At 33.0% G+C, this 21734-nt stretch carries 17 protein-coding genes and 2 pseudogenes; 11 read left to right on the plus strand and 8 right to left on the minus strand.

What is annotated here, in order from left to right:
• Positions 1 to 40: 40 nt before the first annotated feature.
• Positions 41 to 265, minus strand: a complete 225-nt coding sequence (locus ACNH59_RS00725; RefSeq protein ID WP_418263546.1) for a hypothetical protein — start codon at positions 263 to 265, stop codon at positions 41 to 43.
• Positions 266 to 442: 177 nt separating this feature from the next.
• Here ACNH59_RS00725 and ACNH59_RS00730 point away from each other — a divergent pair, with 177 nt between their 5' ends.
• The 6 genes and pseudogenes from ACNH59_RS00730 (at position 443) to uvrB (ending at position 8731) form a co-directional block, all read left to right on the plus strand.
• Complete coding sequence (locus ACNH59_RS00730; RefSeq protein ID WP_418263547.1) at positions 443 to 1039, plus strand: hypothetical protein; 597 nt, start codon at positions 443 to 445, stop codon at positions 1037 to 1039.
• Positions 1040 to 1514: 475 nt separating this feature from the next.
• A pseudogene (locus ACNH59_RS00735) lies at positions 1515 to 3922 on the plus strand (TonB-dependent receptor).
• Between the two features lie 4 nt (positions 3923 to 3926).
• Complete coding sequence (locus ACNH59_RS00740) at positions 3927 to 4748, plus strand: DUF4249 domain-containing protein (protein ID WP_418263548.1); 822 nt, start codon at positions 3927 to 3929, stop codon at positions 4746 to 4748.
• Positions 4749 to 4935: 187 nt separating this feature from the next.
• Positions 4936 to 5597 (plus strand): annotated as a pseudogene (locus ACNH59_RS00745) (thiamine diphosphokinase).
• 100 nt (positions 5598 to 5697) lie between these two features.
• Positions 5698 to 6675: a 23S rRNA (adenine(1618)-N(6))-methyltransferase RlmF gene (gene rlmF, locus ACNH59_RS00750; protein ID WP_418263549.1), complete on the plus strand. Its 978-nt coding sequence runs from the start codon at positions 5698 to 5700 to the stop codon at positions 6673 to 6675.
• A gap of 67 nt (positions 6676 to 6742) precedes the next feature.
• Positions 6743 to 8731 carry an excinuclease ABC subunit UvrB gene (gene uvrB, locus ACNH59_RS00755; protein WP_418263550.1) on the plus strand — a complete coding sequence of 663 codons (1989 nt, stop codon included), beginning with the start codon at positions 6743 to 6745 and terminating at the stop codon, positions 8729 to 8731.
• 51 nt (positions 8732 to 8782) lie between these two features.
• Here uvrB and ACNH59_RS00760 read toward each other — a convergent pair whose 3' ends face one another.
• Together ACNH59_RS00760 and ACNH59_RS00765 are read right to left on the minus strand one after the other, a co-directional pair.
• On the minus strand, positions 8783 to 9253 hold the full coding sequence (locus ACNH59_RS00760) for a lipocalin family protein (protein ID WP_418263551.1): 471 nt from the start codon (positions 9251 to 9253) through the stop codon (positions 8783 to 8785).
• A gap of 190 nt (positions 9254 to 9443) precedes the next feature.
• On the minus strand, positions 9444 to 11228 hold the full coding sequence (locus tag ACNH59_RS00765) for a LamG-like jellyroll fold domain-containing protein (RefSeq protein WP_418263552.1): 1785 nt from the start codon (positions 11226 to 11228) through the stop codon (positions 9444 to 9446).
• Positions 11229 to 11397: 169 nt separating this feature from the next.
• On the opposite strand from ACNH59_RS00765, the gene ACNH59_RS00770 reads away from it, so the two are divergent.
• Together ACNH59_RS00770 and ACNH59_RS00775 are read left to right on the plus strand one after the other, a co-directional pair.
• Positions 11398 to 12144, plus strand: a complete 747-nt coding sequence (locus tag ACNH59_RS00770; RefSeq protein WP_418263553.1) for a LytR/AlgR family response regulator transcription factor — start codon at positions 11398 to 11400, stop codon at positions 12142 to 12144.
• 29 nt (positions 12145 to 12173) lie between these two features.
• Positions 12174 to 14285 carry a tetratricopeptide repeat protein gene (locus ACNH59_RS00775; RefSeq protein WP_418263554.1) on the plus strand — a complete coding sequence of 704 codons (2112 nt, stop codon included), beginning with the start codon at positions 12174 to 12176 and terminating at the stop codon, positions 14283 to 14285.
• Here ACNH59_RS00775 and ACNH59_RS00780 read toward each other — a convergent pair.
• On the minus strand, positions 14282 to 14686 hold the full coding sequence (locus ACNH59_RS00780; RefSeq protein ID WP_418263555.1) for an excinuclease ABC subunit B: 405 nt from the start codon (positions 14684 to 14686) through the stop codon (positions 14282 to 14284). The two genes, ACNH59_RS00775 and ACNH59_RS00780, sit on opposite strands and share 4 nt — an antisense overlap.
• A 292-nt stretch (positions 14687 to 14978) precedes the next feature.
• Between ACNH59_RS00780 and ACNH59_RS00785 the strand changes: the two genes are divergently transcribed.
• The 3 genes from ACNH59_RS00785 to ACNH59_RS00795 are packed head-to-tail and all read left to right on the plus strand — an operon-like array spanning position 14979 to position 17527.
• Positions 14979 to 15989: a dipeptide epimerase gene (locus ACNH59_RS00785; RefSeq protein WP_418263556.1), complete on the plus strand. Its 1011-nt coding sequence runs from the start codon at positions 14979 to 14981 to the stop codon at positions 15987 to 15989.
• 5 nt (positions 15990 to 15994) lie between these two features.
• The gene (locus ACNH59_RS00790; RefSeq protein ID WP_418263557.1) at positions 15995 to 17020 is read left to right on the plus strand and encodes an aminotransferase class I/II-fold pyridoxal phosphate-dependent enzyme; all 1026 of its coding nucleotides are present in this window, start codon (positions 15995 to 15997) and stop codon (positions 17018 to 17020) included.
• 45 nt (positions 17021 to 17065) lie between these two features.
• Entirely contained in the window at positions 17066 to 17527 is a 462-nt protein-coding gene (locus tag ACNH59_RS00795) for a DUF1456 family protein (RefSeq protein ID WP_418263558.1), read from the plus strand.
• Between the two features lie 58 nt (positions 17528 to 17585).
• Here ACNH59_RS00795 and ACNH59_RS00800 read toward each other — a convergent pair whose 3' ends face one another.
• From ACNH59_RS00800 to tnpA, 4 genes are all read right to left on the minus strand, one after another.
• Positions 17586 to 17924, minus strand: coding sequence for a hypothetical protein (locus tag ACNH59_RS00800; RefSeq protein ID WP_418263559.1), 339 nt, complete (start codon positions 17922 to 17924; stop codon positions 17586 to 17588).
• 748 nt (positions 17925 to 18672) lie between these two features.
• Positions 18673 to 19011, minus strand: coding sequence for a hypothetical protein (locus tag ACNH59_RS00805; RefSeq protein WP_418263560.1), 339 nt, complete (start codon positions 19009 to 19011; stop codon positions 18673 to 18675).
• 683 nt (positions 19012 to 19694) lie between these two features.
• Positions 19695 to 21149, minus strand: coding sequence for a lipopolysaccharide biosynthesis protein (locus tag ACNH59_RS00810; RefSeq protein ID WP_418263561.1), 1455 nt, complete (start codon positions 21147 to 21149; stop codon positions 19695 to 19697).
• Between the two features lie 87 nt (positions 21150 to 21236).
• Positions 21237 to 21674 (minus strand): IS200/IS605 family transposase, encoded by a 438-nt coding sequence (gene tnpA / locus ACNH59_RS00815; protein WP_418262213.1) that lies wholly within the window; start codon positions 21672 to 21674, stop codon positions 21237 to 21239.
• Between the last annotated feature and the right edge of the window lie 60 nt (positions 21675 to 21734).

Raw genomic sequence — 21734 nt, forward strand, 5'->3', positions numbered from 1 at the left:
TTTAAAAGAAAAAGGAAAAGGATTTTCGCTACAATCGGGGCTAATTAAGTACGTTTTGTTTTTCATATTTACGCATCGGTTGTTGTGTTAGGACACGCGACAAAATGATTGAAACACAAAGCTCATACGTACGAAAAGTATTCAATAAATTAAAAGTCGTTTTGATGATTTGTAAGAAAAAAATAATATATTTGAAAATAAATAAAGTATGACAGTTGTCATACATATCTACCCATATTTGGATGGCTTTGTATGATTTTGTCATACATATATACTAGTTGTGCGTCAGCTTGGAAAACCGAAACTGACAGAATAATAATTAACCAAATTTTTTATGAAAATAAACATTCATCTTATTTATACCTAAATTTTATTTGGCTTGATTGTTTTTTGTTGCGTTGAATATCACAATAATAATGTTTTAGAAACTAGAATAAACTCTTTGAATAAAAACTCAATTGATTTTAATTCTGAAAAGACGTTTAAAGAAGATTACTACATTACGCAACAAAGCAGTGATACAAATCTTATTCTTGTCGTTTTTGCAGTTCTGATTACATTTAGTGGAGTTTTTACATATGTAAATATCCTCGAACGTTGGAACGCCAAGATGGCAGAAATAAATACCGAAAGAGACAAACAAAATAAGAAGTATGAGGATTATGAACATAATTTAATGGTTTTAAAATCTGAATTAGATTTTCAGATTGGGTTAATTTATAGTGACAGAGGAACTACACTTATTAAGGATAATTTCAATGATGGTTTAATGATGTGTTTTTGCTCTATGGAAAAATATTCTATCATTGGAATTGATGAGCCTTTTAATATTAAAAAAGAAGAAGCTTTGAAACTTCTGAATGTTGAATTAAAGTTTTTAAATAAATTAATAGATGATAACGATATATTTGAAATCAACATAGACTACAAAATTTATAAAGATAGAATCGATAGAATTACAAAGGTTTTAGACTATGAAGGATTAACTATGTTTAACCGAATAGTATCTAAAATCAGAATAAAAGAAGTCAAAAAATAAAGCCGAACGCACAACAGCTGTCTGTGGCTATTGTAGAGTTTAGTGGAATCAACATTTCGCAATCATAAATCTGCAAAGCAGAAAATACACCCACTGGCGCTCGTTTGTCCACGGTCTCTGGTGCTCGATTGCATCGAGTACCTACTTAAATTAAAAGACCAATCGTAGCGTTTGCAACGCGACTAACTAAAACAGAAGCAATTAAGTTTACTTCTGTTTTTTTATCATTGTATTCTTAAAAATTGATAGAAAACGATCTCTAAGAAATACTAAGTTATTGTGCTTTTGTGGTAATTTATATCATTGAACCGCGTTGCAAACACTTTTAGTTGGTTTTAAAAGAAAGTAGGTACTCGTCACAGACGATTCTTTACTTTGTATTTGATAAAAAACATAAAATATTTCATTTAATTAACAGTCGTTCAATAGGATTTTTACATCGAAAAATTGACCTTTACAGTTCAAATTCATCATTATGTTTGACACGAAAAAAATCGCTATACTTTTCTTTTTATTAAGCTGTTTCAATATTTTTTCTCAAGGCACGAGCGAAAGCGAACTGGCTAAGCAAAAATTCACTTTAAGCGGTATCATCTCTGATAATAAAAACAACGAGACCTTAATTGGTGTTAATATTTACATTCCAGAAACCAAGTCAAGCACAAATACCAACCAATACGGATTTTACTCTATCACCTTACCCAAAGGTTCTTACACCGTATTAATTAGCTATATTGGTTTTCAAAATGTTGCTAAAAAAGTCTTTTTAGACAAAAACACCAAACTCAATTTCAACTTATCCGACAGTCAAGAACAACTAGATGAAGTTATAATAACGGGCGTAAATACAAGTACCCAAATTCGAAAGCCTGAAATGAGCGTCAACAAACTCTCTATTTCGTCTATCAAAAAGATGCCAGTGGTCCTGGGTGAAGTAGACGTTATCAAATCGCTTTTATTACTTCCAGGTGTCACCAATGCTGGCGAAGGAGCCTCAGGTTTTAATGTACGTGGCGGTGGTGCTGATCAAAATTTAATTCTGCTAGACGAAGCTACTATTTTTAACTCTTCGCACGTATTTGGTTTTTTCTCGGTTTTCAACCCAGATGCCATCAAAGACTTAAAATTATACAAAGGTGGAATTCCAGCTAATTTTGGAGGAAGAGCTTCATCTGTTCTAGATATCTATCAAAAAGACGGAAGCAGTAAATCCTTTCATGCCAATGGAGGAATTGGATTGATTTCGAGCAGAGTTTTACTGGAAGGCCCTTTAGTAAAAAATAAAGGTTCATTCTTGATTGGCGGTCGAAGCTCTTACGCACATTTGTTTTTAAAATTATCAGAAGAACAAAAAAACAATTCCGCTTATTTTTATGACTTGAATACCAAATTAAGCTATAAACTAAATGACAACAATAACCTATACCTCTCTGGTTATTTTGGACGTGATGTTTTTGCTATTAGTAAAAGTTTTTCAAATACCTACGGAAATGCCACCTTAAACCTAAGATGGAACCATTTGTTTTCAGATAAATTGTTTTCGAATTTATCACTCATTTACAGCGATTACTACTATGGTTTGGATTTGGATTTTGTTGGTTTCAAATGGGATTCGGGAATCAAAAACTACAATTTAAAATATGATTTCAAAAATTATATTTCAGATAAATTCAAATTAAATTACGGTTTAAATGCCATTTATTATTCCTTTAATCCAGGAACTATCAAACCATCTGATGCTAATTCTGGGATTAATTTTGATCAATTGGATAAAAAATATGCCTTTGAACCCGCTATTTACGCCAGTGCCGAACACGAACTTTCTAAAAAAATAGCCATTACTTATGGATTACGCTACAGTTTATTTTATCGTTTGGGACAATCTACCGTGAACATATATTCGGATAACAACCCTGTTACTTTTAATAAAGATTTACAGATTTATGAAAAAGCCACTCCTGTAGCAACTGAGTACTACAACAAAAACAAAGTCATTCAAAGTTACAATAATTTGGAACCCCGCATGGCTATTTCTTACCAGCTCAACGACAATACTTCCATCAAAGGAAGCTACAACCGTATGGTACAATACCTGCAATTGATATCCAATACCTCTTCTCCTACTCCATTGGACATTTGGACACCAAGTGATAATTTTATCAAACCCCAATTGGCAGATCAAGTTGCACTGGGATACTTCAAAAATTTTCAGGACAAAATGTACTCCTTAGAAGTGGAAACCTATTACAAAAAAATAAAAAACCGATTGGATTACATTGATGGTGCCGACTTGATTGCCAACAAAGCTATCGAACAAATTGTCCTTAATGGGCAAATGCGTTCGTACGGACTCGAAATCATGTTGCGAAAGAACGAAGGAAAATTAAACGGATGGATTTCCTATACTTTATCCAAATCAGAACAACAAACTCAGGAAGAACCCCTGAGGAATTAGGTATCAATAATGGTGCTTGGTACAATTCGGTTTACGACAAAACACATAATTTGGCGGTCACAGGAGCTTATAAAAAGAGTGAAAAATGGAGTTTTGGAGCTAATTTTGTACTACAAACTGGCCAACCTGTCACCTACCCTAATGGTCAATACTTCTATGCTGGAATTTCTGTACCTAGTTATGGACTAAGAAATGAAAATCGACTACCCGCCTATCACCACTTGGATATATCAGCTACCTTAACACCTACTAAAAACCAAGACCGAAACTGGAAGGGAGAATGGGTTTTTAGCATTTACAACCTTTACAATCGTAAAAATGCTGCGTCCATTAACTTTAGACAGAATTCCGACAGCGGTTTAAATGAAGCCGTTAAAACCTCAATTTTCGGGATGGTTCCAGCAGTAAGTTATAATTTTAAATTTTAATAAAATGAAAAACATACATACACTAATAGTCGTACTTAGTCTGCTTTTTCTAAGCAGCTGTGAAGAGGTGGTACAAGTTGACCTTAATACGACTGAACCAAAATTAGTAATAGAAGCCACTATTAAATGGCTCAAAGGAACCTCTGGCAATGATCAAAAGATAAAATTAACGACAACAACGTCTTATTTCAGCAATCAAATCCCGACTGTTTCTGGAGCTATTATAACTGTAAAAAACAGTAGCAATACCACTTTTAACTTTATTGAAGTAGGCAATACAGGTGAATATATTTGCAATAATTTTATTCCAAAAATAGAGGAAACCTATACACTTACCATTAATTATAAGGGAGCCATCTATACTGCTACTGAAACCTTAAAATCAGTTGCGCCTATTGAAGAAGTAACACAAAAAAACGATGGAGGATTTACGGGAAAAGACATTCAACTCAAAACTTTCTTCACTGACCCCGCTAATGCAACCAATTATTATCTATACCAATACAGTTACACCAATAAAATCAAACAAAATTTTTACGGAGATGAAGACTCCTACTTTCAAGGCAATCGTTTTTTCAGTTTATCACAATCTGACGATATAAAAGCAGGAGACGAAGTCCAAATAACCCATTATGGCATCTCAAAAACCTATTACAACTATATGAATATTCTCATCAGTATTTCAGGTGGCGGTGGCGGCGGTCCTTTTCAAGCGCCACCAGCAACTGTAAGAGGTAACATTATCAACACCACTGACAAAAACAATTATCCATTGGGGTATTTTGCTTTATCTGAAATCGACTCTCGAAAATATATTGTTCAATAGTTTTAAAACACCATTTTGGGCGTGACCCGCTGAAAAACAAAGGTAGGACTGTACACTTACAATTCCTTAATAAGTTCCGCTGTAGCTTCACTTGTTTGCAGGCTTTCCTCCCAAAGCTTCGGGACTATCCCTCAAAAAAAGAGATTAACTATCAAATTTTCTATCTTTACCACATAAAAAACATACTATGTCCTCACATCATATCGTTCGAGACGATCAAGAACCCGCTTTAATCATTGCAAACGGTGCATCCTGTAATCCCGAACTTTTAGGTCAATTATTAGAATGGTCACCCGTTGTGATTGTACTAGACTCTGCCATCGAACGTGTTTTAGATTTAAATATTAAGGTTGATGTTTTATTAGGGGATTTTGACCGAGATTTTGACCCCAACTATTACAAGGAAAAGCAGTACCCAATTGAAATTGTACATACTCCAGACCAAAACAAAACCGACTTAGAGAAAGCTTTTGACTATTTGATAGAAAAAAATATACCCGCTGTCAATGTCGTTTGGGCAACTGGAAAAAAGCTGACCATACTATTATTAATTTAACTAATATAGCTCGTTATCGCGATTCATTAAAAATTGTCATCCTCGACGATCACTCTAAAGTGTTTTTATTGCCTCGAAAATTCGAAAAATGGTATACGGCCAACACGCCAATTTCCCTTATTCCTATTGGTGATGTCAAAGGCATTACCTCTGAAAATTTATATTATCCTCTGCAAAATGACAACTTAACCATAGGATATAAAACCAGTAGTAGCAACCATGTTGCTCAAGACGGAATTGTACGAATAGTACATGCCGATGGAGATTTACTTCTAATGGAATGCATGGATTAATTTTATCTATAAAAAGCTAGAAAAACTGTTCTTTTTTATATAACTTGCTCATGATTAGGATAAAATATATTTTATAACTCCTTTTCCCGAAACAGAAAGAATGATGTCCAAGCAGCTCTCAGAAAAAACAAAATTACACCCTAGAAATCAACACCGATCTCGATACGATTTCAAACTTTTAATAGAACAATATCCAGCTCTAAAAAGCTTTGTTACTATCAATGAACATCATCCCGACAGTTCGGAAGAGACAATAGATTTCAGTAATCCCGAAGCCGTTAAAGCTTTAAACAAAGCATTGCTAATCACCTATTACGGCATTCAAAACTGGGATATTCCCAAAGATTATTTATGTCCTCCAATACCCGGAAGAGCTGATTACATACACAACATAGCTGACTTATTAGCTGTATCCAACGGAGGTAAAATCCCAGAAGGAGAAAGCATTCAAGGGCTCGATATCGGAATTGGTGCTAACTGCATCTATCCAATTTTAGGAAATTCAATCTATGGTTGGAGTTTTGTAGGGACTGATATTGACGAAAAAGCATTAATCAATTGCAGTAAAATTATTGAAAACAATCCAACATTGATGGAAGCCATCAGTTTACAACAGCAAATTGAACCACGTTTTATCTTTAAAAACATTATCACTCCCGAGGATAAGTTTGAATTCATCCTTTGCAATCCCCCTTTCCATACTTCACAAGAAGAAGCAACTCAAGGCAGTATTCGAAAAATAAAAAATTTAGAAAATATCAAAACGACCAAACCTATTTTAAACTTCGGTGGTCAAAATGCAGAATTATGGTGCGAAGGCGGCGAATTTCGATTTATCTCTCAAATGATATACGAAAGCGCAAAATATCCAATGCAATGTTTGTGGTTTACTACCCTTGTAGCCAAACAATCACATCTCAAAAGTCTTTATAATGTTTTAAGCAAAGTCAATGCTGTCAACATCAAAACTATTGATATGGCGCAAGGTCAAAAAACAAGTCGCATATTAGCTTGGACCTTTTTGAGCGAAAAACAACAATCAGAATGGGAATTCGAGAAGAGTAATCAAGTGGTCTAAGATTCCAATCTTTCGTTTCCTAATAACTTTGTAACTTTGCAAACTCAAACTTTGCAACCAAAAACACATGAATTTCCAAGTCGTATCTGATTACTTACCCAAGGGAGACCAGCCTGAAGCGATTAAAAAACTCGCTCAAGGAATTGTCGATGGTGACCAACACCAGACTCTATTGGGAGTTACAGGTTCCGGAAAAACGTTTACGGTAGCCAATGTCATTCAGGAGGTACAACGCCCTACGCTGGTCTTGGCACACAACAAAACTTTGGCAGCCCAATTGTATTCGGAATTCAAACAATTTTTCCCTAATAATGCGGTGGAATATTTTGTTTCTTATTACGATTATTACCAACCAGAGGCTTTTATGCCAGTAACAGGAGTTTTCATTGAAAAAGATTTGTCTATCAACGAAGAACTAGAAAAGATGCGTTTGAGCACCACCTCTTCGCTACTTTCGGGAAGAAGAGACATTCTTGTGGTCGCTTCGGTTTCTTGTTTGTATGGTATTGGAAATCCTGTCGAATTTCAAAAAAATGTGATTGCTATCGAAAGAGATCAGGAAATCTCTCGTACCAAATTACTACACAGCTTAGTACAAAGTTTATATTCTCGAACTGAAGCCGACTTTGCGCCTGGGAATTTTAGAATCAAAGGTGATATTGTCGAAGTCTATCCAAGTTATGCTGATGACGCTTATCGCATTCACTTTTTTGGGGATGAAATCGAAGAAATTGAATCTTTCGACATTAACACTTCAAAAGTAATTGAGCGTTTTGAAAAACTGACTATCTACCCAGCCAATATGTTTGTGACTTCACCTGATGTATTGCAAGGAGCGATTTGGGAAATCCAACAAGATTTAGTCAAACAAGTCGATTATTTCAAGGAAATAGGCAAACATCTCGAAGCAAAACGTTTGGAAGAACGCACCAATTTTGATTTGGAAATGATTCGGGAATTAGGATATTGTTCGGGTATTGAAAATTACTCTCGTTACCTTGATGGCCGTTTGGCAGGTACGCGACCGTTCTGTTTGTTGGATTATTTCCCAAAAGATTATTTGATGGTCGTGGACGAAAGTCACGTAACACTTTCCCAAGTACATGCTATGTATGGAGGTGACCGCAGTCGTAAAGAAAATTTAGTCGAATACGGATTCCGTTTACCAGCAGCCATGGACAATCGTCCCTTAAAATTTGACGAATTTGAAGCCATGCAAAATCAGGTGATTTATGTTTCGGCCACACCAGCCGATTATGAATTGCAAAAAAGTGGTGGTGTATATGTGGAACAGGTCATTCGTCCAACGGGATTATTAGATCCTATTATTGAAATTCGCCCTAGTTTGAACCAAATTGACGATTTGATTGAAGAAATCCAACAACGTTGTGAATTGGACGAACGTGTTTTAGTAACCACACTAACCAAACGAATGGCAGAAGAATTGGCTAAATACTTGACTAAAGTTTCCATTCGTTGCCGTTACATCCACTCGGATGTAGATACACTGGAACGAATTGAAATCATGCAAGATTTACGAAAAGGACTGTTTGATGTCTTGATTGGTGTCAACTTATTACGTGAAGGTCTGGATTTACCTGAGGTATCATTGGTTGCTATTTTGGACGCTGATAAAGAAGGATTCTTACGTTCGCATCGTTCGCTTACGCAAACCATTGGTCGAGCCGCTCGTAACCTCAACGGAAAAGCCATCATGTATGCGGATAAAATCACCGCCAGTATGCAAAAAACCATTGATGAAACAGAATACCGTCGTACCAAACAAATCAATTTTAATACGGCTAACAATATTGTTCCAAAAGCATTAAACAAAAAAATTGACAGTGCTTTTACCAATAATAAATTGGTGGAATACGAATTAGGACATACGTTACACACAGCTGCTGAACCCGAAACGGAATATTTATCGAAAGCAGAAACAGAGAAACGCATTCGTGAAAAGCGAAAAGCCATGGAAAAAGCCGCCAAAGAACTCGACTTTATGCAAGCTGCTAAATTGAGGGATGAGATAAAAGCTTTACAGGAAAAATTATAAAAAAACCGTTGTCCTAAGAAAACAACGGTTTTTGGTATTTAAGCTAAACTTTTAATTAGCTCCTTTTCTGAAAATATAAATAATAAACGCAAAAGGACTATCTTTAGTAGTTGAAGTCGTTTTTGCATATTTATAATCATAAGGAAATCTCACTTTCAAAACCGTGTCTGTCAACTCTACAATCTCTAGGTTTCTTGAGCCAAATTCATCAGAATTTGCCGTAGTAATCGTCTTGTCATTTAAAGTCCATGTTCCATTGTAGTCAACTGTATTAGAACAATCATCATAGTAACTTTCTTTGAGAACAGTCCCTCCTAAAAATTGAAGATAATCCTTTTTTGTTTCGCAATCACTATCCCAATCGTACAAGGTTTCTTTACCAGTAGTATCTACATAACCTGATTGCATAAATTCCCATTTCCCTACTAATAAATCCTGTGTAGTGGGATCGTCATCTTTTGAACAAGAAACCACAAACAAAGAAACCATAAGAGCCAGCATTAGCATTTTTAAATTTTTCATTTTTTATTTATTTAAGATGTTTAACTTTAATCAAATGTATTATACCCGTTTTAATAAAACCGCTGTGACTTCACCAACGGTATGTTTGATTTCACAAACGGTATGCTTTAACTATTTTGGATTCTATTTCTAAAAAATCCGTTACTCCAAAAGAACTGAGCAACGGATTTTTGACCAAAATAAACTTAACCTATTCTTTTACTATTTTTTGTGTGGTTACTGCACCATCAAGAGCTTCAACACGCACAAAATAATTGCCAGATGATAATGATGAAACATTAATTTGTTTATCTGTAGAACTTAAAACTTGAATGCCCAAAACCGAATAAATAGTAGCCAATTTTAATTCTTTCTCCATTTGAATATTCAAAATATCGTTTGCAGGGTTTGGGTAAATGCTTGCTTCAAGGTTGTTTTTAGAAAAATCAGTAGTTGACAAGTTATTTGTAGAATATAAACTTGTGATATCTGCTTGATTTAAAGCGTAGTTGTAAATTTTCAAATCGTCAATGGCTCCACTAAAAAAACCTGTAGAATCATATTCTGTCAATCCCAATCTAAAAAAATCCTGATTGTATGGATTGTTAACAGTGTTCCAAATTGCAGCCACACTTGAAATCAATATCCCATTCTTGTATATTTTTGATGTCGTACCATCATAGGTACAAACATAATGATACCAAGTATTGTTTGTATGCGAAGTAGTGATGCTATTATTACCACCAGAACTTGCAAAAAAGATAGATTGTGCTGGTTTAAACAAAAAACCATTTCCATTTGCTGCATCTCCGTAATGAAAAACATAATTATAATTAGGGTCTAAAGTTGTTGTTTTTACCCAAAAAGACACGCTTCTACTATTTGAACCATAAGGCAATCCGGTAATTTCTGCTATAGCTCCATTACCTGTCAGACTTAAGGCGCTATTTGGATTCCCTTGTCTATCTGATGTATAAGACAGTCCAAAAAAATGACCAAAAGGCGAATTACCATTTACATTATTAGGTGTATTATTAAATGTATATTCTGCAATCAATTGTGGCGGTGCAGCAGTTGTAAAAGTCAATAAATCAGTGATTTCAAAACCATTGCTATTAGTTGCTTCGATTCTGTAATAGTATTGCGTATTAGGCATTAAACCTGTAAAGGTAACGCTCCCAGCTGTGTTGGTAGTTCCTGTTGCTGGTACACCAGTAATTTCAGTTTGAATAATTCCTCCATCTAGTGTATAAACTTTTGAAGTTGCATTGCTTCCATTGGCGTTTAAGGTATAATTAATAGTTGCCGTAGTTTGTGTAACCAATGCTGAAACCCCTGAAATAATCGGAAAAACAGTAGCTGTTGTAAAAGTACCAACAGAGTCGCTTGTAGTAGTTCCGTTCGCATTAACAGCTTCAACTTGATAATAATATTGTCTGTTTGGGGTAAGCCCTGTTAGTAAAGTGCTTCCTGCCGTGTTTGAAGTTCCAGTTGCCGAATTACCCACAACTTGACTTGTCATTGTAGCAATAGACAAACCATATTTTACCACAGAAGTAGTATTGAAACCTTGAGCATTTAAAGTATAATTAATAGTAGCACCATTAGTTGTAATTGCTGAAGAAGTAACTCCAGAAATTATTGGTACTAAAGCCGCAGTTGTAAAAGAACCTATGGCAGAGTTAGTATAAACCCCAAATGCAAGTGCACGAAATCTAAAATAATAAGTAGTATTGGGTAATAAACCAGTTAAGTTTTTAACAAGATTGTAAGAACCTGCAAAAGTGTTTAGAGACCCTTGATTGACTGCCGAAGCAACACCCGCAGAAGTTGTGGCAATTTGATACGATACTTGGTAAGTATTATTCAAATTCATATAAACGTTCAAATTTGCTGTAGTGGTTGTCACACTTGAAGCATAAGGAGTACCAAAACTAACCTGAGCTTTAGCAAACGAAAATGCCATTAGAAAAAAGAAAAGTAAACGTGTCTTCATAATAATTTGATTTAAAATTTGATTCAAAAGTATCTTACAAAAAATGAATTCAACCTCACTAATTCACAAACAGTAGGTTTGACTTCATAAATGGTAATTATTTCACAAAACATTCCATTCGCAAATCAAAACAAACTCGTATTTTAGCCACAATTAAATCATATCTTAGATGAGAGCCATTATTGTTGATGACGAACCCAAAGCAAGATCTTTACTTAAAAACATTCTTTTGGAATATGGAAAAGGAATTGAAATTGTTGGGGAAGCCGCTGATGTCAAAACAGCTGTAAAATTGATCAATTCCACAACGGTTGATTTGGTTTTTTTAGATATCGAAATGCCTAATGAAAATGGTTTTTCGTTGTTTGAATACTATGAAAATCCTACTTTCGAAACCATTTTTTGTACTGCTTATTCTGAATATGCCATCAAAGCTTTTGAAGTTTCGGCAGTAGATTATATTTTAAAACCCATCAGCATTAGCAAGCTACAACTGGCTATTGAAAAGGCCATCAAACAACATGGTCAAAACCAAATTAACCATCGCATTGCCGTCTTAAAAGAAAACATCACCGTCAATCAGTTACAAAAAATTGCCTTACCTCTTTCTGACGGATTGACTTTTGTTAAAATTGACTCGATTTTATACTTTGAGGCTGACGGTTCTTACACGCATGTTATTACATCGAATGACAAATTTTTAGTGTGCAAAAAAATAAAAGAATTTGAAGAGCTTTTACAAAAGGATTCTCGTTTTTTCAGAGTACACCGTTCGTATATGGTCAACATGCAACAGATAGAAAAATACAATAAAAAAGAAGGGGCTTCCTTAACCTTTTGCAATAACAAAACCATTCCAATTGCTCGCGAAAAAAAGAATGATTTTGATGCTATTATTGGCACTTTTAGTGTTTAAAAGCATTACTTTTTGGTCTAAAACGCATCATGAAAAAATACCATCTACTCTCAATATTTCTAGTTTTTTTTTCTTTTTGTTTAGCACAAAAAACTAATCCTGACACACAATTAAAAAGACATCTCAAAAAAGATACTACAAGATGTTTTTTATTAAACCAAATTATCGAGGAAGAAAATGATTACTCTGTCTGGATTGAATATAATAATGAATTAAAAGACCTTGCTCTCCAAAAATCAAGCGTTGAAAAAGACTCTATTCGTTACAAAACCTATTTGAAATATCTAAGCATCGCTTATAACAATGAAGGTGCCTATAATGTTTATAAGGAACAATTTGAAAAATCGATTTTAATTTATAAAAAATCCTTCCATGTTGCCTCCAAAATAAATTACAATTACGGAAAAGCATTAGCACTACAAAATATAGCCACGGCCTTTGACTATTTAGGTAAAATCGACAGCAATTTAGTGTACATGCAAAGAGCTTATTATTATGCTAAACTATCCAAAGATCCCAGCAATCAAGCGTATGTCCTCACAGATTTAGGATTTATTCATAATAATCTGGGCAATACCACACTTGCTATTAATTACAACATGAAAGCCTTAAAACTCTTTGACAAAATCAATGACGCAGAAGGTTTGGAACGTACTTATTTTTCATTAGCCAGAATATTCGAAAATTTAAAAGAGTACCAAAAAAGTATCTCTTACTACCAAAAATGTTTGGAAATAGATACTCAACAAAACAATATCGAACGAAAAATATTGATATTATGCTCTCTTACGGCTATCTTTATAAAAACCGACCAAATTGATCAGGCCCTTACATTAAACAACCAAGCTTTTAGACTCGCTAATAAATATAAAAACACCGACTTTATTGCTACTTCATATAAAAATTATGGCATTATTTTTCATAAAAAAAAGGAATTAGAAAAAGCTAAGGCCTATTTTCTAAAAGCTTATGCTATTTTTAAAAAAATAAAAAGTGAAGCCAATCAGTCTAAAATTTCGGTTCATTTAGGAACCATTTATTTTGATCAAAACAACAATAAAAAAGCACTTGAATATGCTTTATTAGGATATTCCCTAGCGGAAAAAACCAATTTTAAGTCTGACATCAAATTAGCCGCTGAATTAATCAGTCAAATTTATTTTAAAACGAAAGAGTATAAACAAGCCTACCTATTCCATAAAGCTGCAGCCGAAATCGCAGAAAAAATATATTTTGACGAAAGTAAAGATATTGCACTCAAAGCAACTCATCGCTACGAAACAGAAAAAAAAGAAAACCAAATCAAATTACTATCTCAAGAGAAAAAAATTGCCGAATTAAAATCAGAGCGACAAACAACCCTTGTTTTTGTATTAATTACTCTTTTTATTTCAATAGGTGCAGTTAGCTATTTCCTTTTCAATCGATACAAAATCAAGAAACAAAACGAACTTTTAAAAATTGAACTTGAAGAAGCACAAAAAACAATTGAAGCGGAGAAAAAAGCAGCTGAAAGTGAACTTAAAGCATTGAAAAGTCAGATGAACCCCCATTTTATTTTTAATGCATTGAATAGCATTCAAGAGCAATTTATGTTTGGGGATAAAATTACAGCTAACGAACAAATGAGCAATTTCACCTATTTGACCAGACAAATATTAGAAGTGTCGGGAAAGAAAAAAATCCCACTATCAACAGAAATTGAGATATTAACCAAATATCTGGAACTCGAAAAAATGCGTCTCCACCAAGATTTTGAATACCAAATCACTTTGGATGAAGCCATCGATGATTATTACACTGAAATTCCACCGATGCTGATTCAGCCCTTTGTAGAAAATAGTATAAAGCATGGTTTAATGCATCGTGAGGGATTGAAAAAAGTTAGTCTTAACTTCACTTTAGACGCATCTGAAACCAACCTTATTTGTACCATTATTGACAACGGAATTGGAAGAGAAAAGTCAAGTCAAATTAAGGCTAAAAACGATTTGAAACACGAATCCTTTTCGACAAAATCAATAGATCAACGCCTAGAATTATGGAATAAAAACACAATTGATGCAGTTGTGTATGAGGATATTTTAAATGCACAAAATGAAGTTATAGGGACTAAAGTAAATCTAACGATAGCTATTTAAGAATACACTGATTCCTTAAAAATACGCAACAATTCATTGATACTTATTTGTGTATCTGGATTGGCTTTCATTTTTTTAAGTACCTTTTTGACAGCATCAAGATTAACGCCCATATGAATGGAAAATTGTTTGATTGCAGTGGCATCTTTTACAAACAAAATACCATCTTTTTGCATCAATATTGCCAATCTGTAAAATTGAAAAATCCGAACAGATTCGTCTTTAATCATTTTTAGTGTCGTCCCTTTATAGAACAATTCCATAAAACCGCCTTTTTCAATATCTAAAGTATTGGAAAGCATAAATAAAAAATCAAATTCTTTTTTATCTAATTGACCATTTACAGTTGCATAAGCAATCATGTCTAGTAGCAAATTCTTCTTTTCTTGATAGACGTCCATTCTGTTTTTTAATTTTTGCTAATTTATCATTTTTATCACAATATGCAAAAAACAATTGATTTTTCGACAATATAATTTTTATCACCCTTGTTTTTTATCAAAAATGCATTCTTGTATCCAAACTTGTTAGGAACCACCGAGTTTTTTTCAACTAAAAAAGGAACTCAATATCAAACCATTAATACAAAAATAAAAGAATAAAGCCACGAAATTTAATTCAAAAAACACCTTTTCACTTGTTTAGTTCAGCAAGATTTAGTACTATTATAGAAAACCTACAATAGCGAATTTTATGGAACTAATTCTGAGAGCTTACGACTTAAAGCTGAAACATACATTCACCATTTCAAGAGAATCTATTGATATACAGCCTTCGATGATTGTTGAACTCAAAAGTGATGGTATCTCAGGTTATGGTGAAGCCACTTCAAATCCATATTATAATATTACTATTGCAAAAATGATGGCAGACTTAGAAGCCATTCGATTTAAAATAGAATCCACTACAGACGAAAGTCCCGAAGATTTTTGGAACAAAATATATCCGTTTCTAAAAGACGATCTATTTGCACTATGTGCTCTAGATATGGCTTACCATGATTTATATGCTCGAAAAAAAGGGAAAAAATTATACGATTTATGGCAATATAATCCCGAACAAAATCCATTGACAAATTACACTATCGGGATCGATACCATTGAAAAAATGGTTGCCAAAATGAAGGAGCTCCCATGGCCTATTTACAAAATCAAACTAGGAACTCCTGACGACATTGCTATTGTAACCGAATTACGAAAACATTCTGATGCCATTTTTAGGATTGATGCAAATTGTGGTTGGGGTGTTGAGGAAACCCTTAAAAACGCCATTGCATTACAAAAATTAGGGGTTGAATTTCTGGAGCAACCACTAAAAGCGGATAACTGGGAGGGTCATACAAAATTGTACAAAGAATCCGTTTTACCAATAATCGCTGATGAAAGTTGTATTGTTGAGGCTGATGTTGCCAAATGCCACCAACATTTCCATGGTGTTAATATCAAATTAGTAAAATGTGGCGGCCTCACTCCTGCTAGGCGAATGATACAAGAAGCCAAAAAATTAGGAATGAAAACTATGGTAGGATGTATGACAGAGTCTTCAGTTGGTATTTCAGCTATAGCACATTTACTCCCACTTTTAGATTATGTTGACATGGACGGCCCCTTACTATTATCTGAAGATATTGCAAAAGGTGTCAGTATCATCGATGGAAGAATTGGTTACACAGATACCAATGGTACAGGTGTGATTTTAAATTAAAATATATGAAAGTTAGCCAATGCCCTTCTAGAACTGTCACCGTTAATGGCGAGAAATACTTATATTTTGGTGGGACAGCTTACCTTGGATTACCCGACCATAAAAAGTTTCAAAAATTACTCATTTCAAACATTTTAAAGTGGGGAACCACTTATGGAAGTTCTCGAAATGCAAATATCCAATTGTCAGCTTATGACGAAGGTGAAACGTTTTTGGCTACTTTCATTCAATCCGAAGCTGCCATAACCGTTTCCTCTGGAATGCTTGCAGGAAAACTTGTTGTAGAGACCTTAACTCCATCTACAGATTGCTTTTTTCATTTTCCCGACACACATACCGCTTTAAAAACTGATACTAGCTTACCTGTTTTCGTTAAAGATCATATCCATCCCAGATTATTGGATAATACGATTGAAAAAATTTCAATTTTAGTAGATGCCGTACCTTCCATCCAGATAGAAATGATCGATTTGTCAGTTCTTGAATCTATATCACCTACCAAAGAAATCACCTTAGTAATTGACGAATCGCATTCACTAGGAATTTTTGGCAATAATGGCAGTGGTATTTTTGCAACTATCAATTATCCTTCCATTAAAAGAAAAATAATGTTTTCTTCTTTAGGAAAGTCTTTAGGACTAACAGGAGGAGTAATTGCATCCGATAAAAACTTCATTCAGCAAATTCGATCCAATGACAGTTTTGTTTCAAGTGCAGGCATGAATCCCGCTTTTGTTCAAACCTTAGCTGACGCAAAAGACATTTACCTCAGTCAACATTTAAAACTAAAGGAAAAACTAGCTTACATTCATGCCAATCTTATTCAAGCTGACAAAATTAAATTTAACGCTGATTATCCAGTAATTTATCCTAGTTTTAAAGAATTAAGCAATCTCTTGACAACCCAAAAAATTATCGTTACCCACTTTAAATATCCCAATCTTAAGGAAGATTTGTACCGCATAGTATTTACAGCCAAACACAAAAAGAAAGATTTAGATAAAATAATAGGGATTCTCAATCAATTGTAAATAAAATACTTTTAAACCGTACCTTTGTAGAAAATAAATACAAAGATGACCAATAACGATATCTTCAAAAAATTACGAGTAGCTCTGATGCTTCGTGATGACCAAATTGTCGAAATTTTAGAATTAGTAGATTTTAGAATTACGAAATCCGAATTAGGTGCTTTTTTCCGTGATGAAAAACACCCGAATTTCATGGAATGTGGTGATCAAGTATTACGAAATTTCTTGAATGGATTAGTGATTCACCTGAGAGGTACTAAAGAAAATCCAAAAAACCCTAAGGATGTATTAGCCAAACATAAAGCGCAAATTCCTTCAAAAGAAAACGCTAAAGAAAGGGTAGAATTCAAAGCAAAGCCAAAAGATAGTGAGGCTTCAAGGGGAGATCAAAAACCCGGAAAAACAGATTTCAAAAAGAAACCTTCTTTTAAATCTAAAGACAAAGCTCCTAAAATTCAAATCGTTGAAAAAGTAAAATTCAACAATGGTAAAAACAAAAAATCCTAAGTCATCACAACTTAGGATTTTTACTTTTCAATAGATTCAAATTTTCTCATAGTTACAATTATAAATTAAAATTAATTTCAAATTCATAACTATGTCCTGCTGTTAATTCATTTGTAGCAAGTTTTCTGTAATTCAACTTTTCTTTAATGTACTCAGCTAACTTTTTGTTTTCTGTAGCAGCATTCAAAACTACGATATCCCCTGTTTCAGTAACTAGAAATTTAATTAAAACTACTTCATTGAAATCTACCACTCCATTAACTGTAGAAGACTTTAAGAAACAAGATAATTCTTGAGCTGTACTTTCATAACTTTTTCTTGGATCTAATACTTTTGCTGATACGAATGTTACATTCATCATCATCGCAATCACTAATAATACAATTGATTTTTTCATGATATTTCTGTTTTAGAATTATTATGGTACAAATGTACGGGTAAGTTTGAGACTAGCAATGGCGGTACTTTTAGTGCACTTACATCTCAAAATCAGTGATAACCCGATTAAATTTCTTAGAATATAATAATTACCAATATATTTTAGTATATGTATAAAAAAACACAATTAAAATTATTGCTAGTATATATTTTCAGGAATAAAAAAAAATTAAAAAAAAGCAATATTTAACATTTAGGTAATATTTACATAACATTAAATTAACATAAGGGTTAGATACCGACAATTTACCGTTCTAAAAAAAACAATAATATTCTCAACAAAAGCAACAAAAGACCTTTAATTCACCCGTAAATATTCAGCCAACACCAAAGATTAACTAAAAATTCTCAATATTTACCACTAAAACCCATTGACACAAAAACCATCATTTAGAAACATTAATCCTGGATATTAACGGAATTACGAATTTCGCAATTCACAAAAGCAGGGATAAACTATAACCATGAAGAAACCTCATAAAACACTAATTCTATTTCGTAAAAAAAAACAATACTACGGCTCCACTTAATTTCCCATACCAAAATCGTATCAATCAAAAAAGGCTTAGAGAATTTCTAAACCTTTATTAAAAACATATTTTTTCAATAAGTCTTCATTTTCCGAATCGGAAAATGAAAAAAAATCCTAAGTTTAACAACTTAGGATTTTTACATATTAATCATTTTCATTTTACACATAGCACCAGTTACGCTTTAAATTTAACCTCAAATACATATTCCTTTCCTGGTGTTAATTCAGAAGACGAAAGTTTTTTATAATTCAAAGTTTCCTTGATGTAATTAGACAAATCAACATTTTCAGTTACAGTTTGTAAAACAACCAATTCACCAGTTTCAGTTACTAAAACTTTAACCTTAACTTGAACATCATTTTCTAATACTCCCATTGCCACAGAAGGATTTAGTAACTCAGTCAATTCTTGGGTGGTACTTGTATAATTTTTTCTTGGATTCAAAATTTTTGCTGATACAAATGTTACATTCATAATCATCGCAACTACTAATAATACAACTGTTTTTTTCATGACATTTCTATTTTTAATTATTATGATACAAATGTAATCCATCCATTTAGACCAGCAATGAGTTGCTTTTTTCTTAACTTTCAGCCTATAAAACACATTTCTGGAGTATTTTTTTTGAGAATTCAATAATAAGAAACTAATATTAGTAGATGTATAAAAAAAAACAATAATAATTATTCTTAATCCATATTTTCAGGAATAAAAAATTACTAAAAAAAATCATCATTTAATAATTAGAAAACATTCTGATAACAATTACTTAACATTGATCCTTTTTGAATGGGTTTTAAAATTTAGCCTTAAATGTCTTTTACAACAAAATGCCGTGAATAAATAAAAACTACAAATAAAAATATCAAAAGCTGAATTTTCATGGAAATATGTAAAAAATAAGATTAAAGGTCTTAAAAAAAACATCTTGATTATAATAATAAATAAATAAAATCCGAAATATGCAATTAATAGCTTATGGAACTGAAATAGCTCTAAGAGCTTAATAATACGATAAAAATACCTTCTTCAATACATCAAAAGTTTTAAAATCACAATCCAATATCTTTAAAACTTTTCATTAAAAACTTAAATCTCTAGTATCTCACTAATTAGTACATTAATCGTAGACTTATAATTACTTTAAACTTTACTAAATAAATATATTTACGTCCAAAACTTCGTTGCAATAATTACTTAATTCTACTTGAGAAAGAATTTTTAAATAGATCCATAAGTAACTCCCAAACTTCTTTCAACTCATTTAATTTGAAAATCCAGCAAAAAAACAAATAGGAAACTCCCCCTATTACCCCCCCAAAAAACAATTCTAAAACTAAATTATCTACAAAATAAGTTAAAAGGAACACCACAATTGCCATACCAACAGTTGCTCCAATAATTGGTAACATATCTCTTAATTGATGTAAAGGTCCGTAACCATAAATTTTACCTGGAAGATAAGCGTTGACTACAAACGATAGCGCAGATGTAACCACATGACCGATGATTATTGCTTTGACCCCCAACGGAATAGTAATAACTAATGCTATGACGGTTAAAGGAAATTTGGAGAAATCAACTTTTAAAAACAAATCAGAACGTCCTATCGCATTTAACAAACTCAAATTAATAACACTCATAGGCAAAAAAACACGTGAAAACACCATCCATTGTAAAAGCGGAATTATAACAATCCATTTATCCGTTAATAACAAAAGAACAATTGATTTTGCGAGTAAAGAAATTAAAGTCATAAGTGGAATTACCACAAAAGCTGAGAGACGGATCATTTTACTGTAAATCCGCACTACTTTTTCATTATCACTTTGTACTGTTGCCAATAAAGGGAAGGAGACTTGCTGTAAAATACTAGAGATCATACCCGCAGAAATATCAGCAAAATTCTTAGCTCTTGTATAATATCCTAAAGAAGTTGCAGGATAAAATTTACCTAGAAAAATATTGTATATATTATTTAACAATTGAGCATACAACCCTGCTATCAAAAGCTTAGATCCATAAGCGAATAAGTTTTTGAAAGATGATCTTGAAAAAACAATTGATGGATTCCACGAACTTAAAAACCATAGTGAGATACAAGTAGCTAATGACCCTACCAAAGTTTGATAGATTAATGACCAAACACCATAACCATTAGTAGCGGCAAATATCCCACTAATTCCCCCAAAAACAATACCTACAACATTACTCTTAGCAATTGATTTGAAATCAAGATTAATAATTAATTTAGTACGTTGGACTATAGAAAAACCAATTAAAAATAAATTCAGACCTAATATTCTCAGTAAATCTACTAATTGCGGTTGATTGAAAAAGACTGCTACAAATGGTGCTAAAAAAAATAAAGAAAAATAAAATACGCTACTTACAGCTAAATTAAAAACAAATAATGTTGAAAAATCTACATCAGTTCTCTCTTGACGCTGAATTAATCCAGTACCTAGACCACTTTCGATAAAACTCTGAGAAACAGCAATAAAAATAGCCAACATACCTATAAGACCAAAATCTTCAGGCATTAAGATCCGAGCAAGTACTATGCTTACGGCAAATTGTCCTATTTGAACGGCAAATTTATCAATAGCCGACCAAATTATCCCTTTAACTGCTGATGTTTTTAACAATCGACTTTATATTTATAACAACTAAACCACTCTGCACTGAAAGTGCAGAGGTTTGTTTGACGAGGGACTGAAAGTCCCTCATTTCTTTCATTCGAGAATGAAATTTGAATTATCATCATTATCTTTTCTTCTGTGATGCTCCAAATATTCATTTACCATTTTGTCAGTTATATTCCCAGTACTCCAAACTCCATAACCACTTGCCCAAAAATGTTGACCCCAATATCGTTCTTTCAATTCAGGAAATTCCATCTGTAATTTTCGAGACGTTCTCCCTTTAAAACTTTTTAAAATTGAACTGACATTCTGTTTGGGGGCATATTCAATATGCATGTGAACATGATCAGAACTTACAACTCCTTTTAAAATTTCAATTCCTTCTGCTTCACAAATTTGTATCAAAATTTCACGGCAACGCTTTTGAACATCACCTTTCAATACTTTAAACCTATATTTAGTAACCCAAACAACATGACATGTTAATCTGCTTACTGTATGCGAACCTTTTCTTAAATCTATAGCCATAACCTAAAGATATAGATTTTTTCGCATTACTAAAGTACTGCAATAAATTGCAGGGTTTTA

This window comes from Flavobacterium faecale, from assembly GCF_048320115.1.
GTDB classification, from domain to species: Bacteria; Bacteroidota; Bacteroidia; order Flavobacteriales; family Flavobacteriaceae; genus Flavobacterium; species Flavobacterium faecale_A.

What these genes read in the sequence shown, in the direction of transcription:
- ACNH59_RS00725 (WP_418263546.1), bottom strand. Translation starts at nt 265, where the DNA reads ATGACAAAATCATACAAAGCCATCCAAATATGGGTAGATATGTATGAC.
- ACNH59_RS00740 (WP_418263548.1), top strand. Translation starts at nt 3,927, where the DNA reads ATGAAAAACATACATACACTAATAGTCGTACTTAGTCTGCTTTTTCTA.
- rlmF (WP_418263549.1), top strand. Translation starts at nt 5,698, where the DNA reads ATGATGTCCAAGCAGCTCTCAGAAAAAACAAAATTACACCCTAGAAAT.
- uvrB (WP_418263550.1), top strand. Translation starts at nt 6,743, where the DNA reads ATGAATTTCCAAGTCGTATCTGATTACTTACCCAAGGGAGACCAGCCT.
- ACNH59_RS00760 (WP_418263551.1), bottom strand. Translation starts at nt 9,253, where the DNA reads ATGAAAAATTTAAAAATGCTAATGCTGGCTCTTATGGTTTCTTTGTTT.
- ACNH59_RS00765 (WP_418263552.1), bottom strand. Translation starts at nt 11,228, where the DNA reads ATGAAGACACGTTTACTTTTCTTTTTTCTAATGGCATTTTCGTTTGCT.
- ACNH59_RS00770 (WP_418263553.1), top strand. Translation starts at nt 11,398, where the DNA reads ATGAGAGCCATTATTGTTGATGACGAACCCAAAGCAAGATCTTTACTT.
- ACNH59_RS00775 (WP_418263554.1), top strand. Translation starts at nt 12,174, where the DNA reads ATGAAAAAATACCATCTACTCTCAATATTTCTAGTTTTTTTTTCTTTT.
- ACNH59_RS00780 (WP_418263555.1), bottom strand. Translation starts at nt 14,686, where the DNA reads ATGGACGTCTATCAAGAAAAGAAGAATTTGCTACTAGACATGATTGCT.
- ACNH59_RS00785 (WP_418263556.1), top strand. Translation starts at nt 14,979, where the DNA reads ATGGAACTAATTCTGAGAGCTTACGACTTAAAGCTGAAACATACATTC.
- ACNH59_RS00790 (WP_418263557.1), top strand. Translation starts at nt 15,995, where the DNA reads ATGAAAGTTAGCCAATGCCCTTCTAGAACTGTCACCGTTAATGGCGAG.
- ACNH59_RS00795 (WP_418263558.1), top strand. Translation starts at nt 17,066, where the DNA reads ATGACCAATAACGATATCTTCAAAAAATTACGAGTAGCTCTGATGCTT.
- ACNH59_RS00800 (WP_418263559.1), bottom strand. Translation starts at nt 17,924, where the DNA reads ATGAAAAAATCAATTGTATTATTAGTGATTGCGATGATGATGAATGTA.
- ACNH59_RS00805 (WP_418263560.1), bottom strand. Translation starts at nt 19,011, where the DNA reads ATGAAAAAAACAGTTGTATTATTAGTAGTTGCGATGATTATGAATGTA.
- tnpA (WP_418262213.1), bottom strand. Translation starts at nt 21,674, where the DNA reads ATGGCTATAGATTTAAGAAAAGGTTCGCATACAGTAAGCAGATTAACA.